The sequence below is a fragment of the Peribacillus sp. P4_C12 genome (assembly GCF_056402095.1).
In genome coordinates this window covers 1-1,554 of record NZ_JBFUIB010000716.1, presented here as the reverse complement: position 1 = coordinate 1,554, position 1,554 = coordinate 1, and the positions used below count along the sequence as shown (strand labels likewise).

General features: G+C 39.4%; 3 protein-coding genes. All 3 read left to right on the top strand.

Annotated features, from left to right (window positions below; translation table 11 throughout):
- The first annotated feature begins 48 nt into the window (after window positions 1–48).
- Complete coding sequence (locus AC1DUW_RS28310; protein WP_053345343.1) at window positions 49–519, top strand: chemotaxis protein CheW; 471 nt, start codon at window positions 49–51, stop codon at window positions 517–519.
- Between the two features lie 4 nt (window positions 520–523).
- Complete coding sequence (locus AC1DUW_RS28305; RefSeq protein ID WP_477644117.1) at window positions 524–1,162, top strand: chemotaxis protein CheC; 639 nt, start codon at window positions 524–526, stop codon at window positions 1,160–1,162.
- Window positions 1,155–1,554, top strand: a 400-nt coding sequence (locus AC1DUW_RS28300) for a chemotaxis protein CheD (protein WP_477644116.1), incomplete at its 3' end; no start/stop codon positions are given. The genes AC1DUW_RS28305 and AC1DUW_RS28300, both read left to right, overlap by 8 nt.

Below are 1,554 nucleotides of genomic sequence, written 5' to 3'. Positions count from 1 at the left end.
AGGCTACTCTCTGCTATCATCATAAATTTAATAAGAGGAGGAGAATAGATGTCGACTACAAATCTCGTTCAAGATATGAAAGTAATTGTATTTCAAATTAAAGATAAAGAATATGCCATTCCAGTAGATAAAGTTAGTGGAATTGAAAAACTCTTGCATATAACAAGAGTTCCTAAGGCTGTTCAGCTTGTTAAGGGAGTCATAAATCTAAGGGGTGTAATTACCCCAATTATTGATTTACGGGTCCGTTTTGGTCTTGAAGAGTTAGAATACAACGACTCTACAAGGATTATCGTTGTCATTTTAGATGATATGGAAGTGGGGTTAATAGTAGACTCTGCCAATGATGTATTGGATATTCCAGTGGATAGTATCGAACCGCAGCCGGAAGTTGTTGGTCATTCGGCGTCAGAATACATTAGCGGCGTGGCTAAAATTGAAAAACGACTGCTCGTGTTAATTAATTTGGAAAAGGCTTTAAGTCTTGAAGTAAATGAAAATATGAGAAAAGAAGGATAATCATATGTCGTTTATTGAGAAAATTAATCCCCTTCAGCTCGATATCTTGAAGGAAATTGGCAATATTGGCGCAGGGCACGCAGCCACTGCACTTTCGGCAATTCTTAATAGGAAAATTGATATGATTGTTCCTAATGTCCGAGTGGTTTCCTTTGATGAAATGATGGAAATGGCTGGTGGGGCTGAACAAGTTGTTGCTAGCATTTTCTTGCGAATAGTAGGCGATGCATCCGGTAGTATGTTTTTCATCCTTTCTCTACCTGTGGCTGAATACTTCATTCAACAGATGACAGGAGATGAAACCTTTTCAATAGATTCCACGCCATATACTGATTTGGCGCTTTCTTGCCTTCAGGAATTAGGGAATATATTATCGGGATCCTATCTAACTTCTCTATCAGATTTCACCCAATTGAATTTATATCCATCTGTTCCGTCATTAAGTATCGACATGGTGGGAGCAACAATCAGTTATGGATTATTGGAATTGTCACAAGTAAGTGACACGGCCATTGTCATTGATACTGTACTTGAAAAGGATCAGCTATTTGCGGAGTCTATCGACGGACATTTCTTTCTGTTACCCGACCCTGAATCTTTTGATATCATTTTCTCCTCTTTAGGAGTGACAACAAATGACTGAATTATTACAGGTCAAGGTTGTAAAAGTCGGCATTGCAGATATGAATATTGTAAAACCTCCCTATTCGATCCGTACTTCAGGTCTAGGATCATGTGTTGGAGTTGTGATTTATGATGAAAAAAAAGAGATTGCCGGTTTGGCTCACGTCATGTTGCCTGACTCTTCACTCGCTAAATCGGGACATATTAACGTTGCCAAATTTGCAGATACGGCGGTAAAGGAATTAGTGCAGCGCTTAGTAAAAGAAGGGGCAAGATTGATTTTTTTAAAAGCGAAGATGGCTGGCGGGGCACAAATGTTTCAATTTGCCTCTAGAGGGGATTTCATGAGAATAGGGCCCAGAAATGTGGAAGCCGTCCGGAAAGAATTAGCAGACTTGCACATCCATGTTG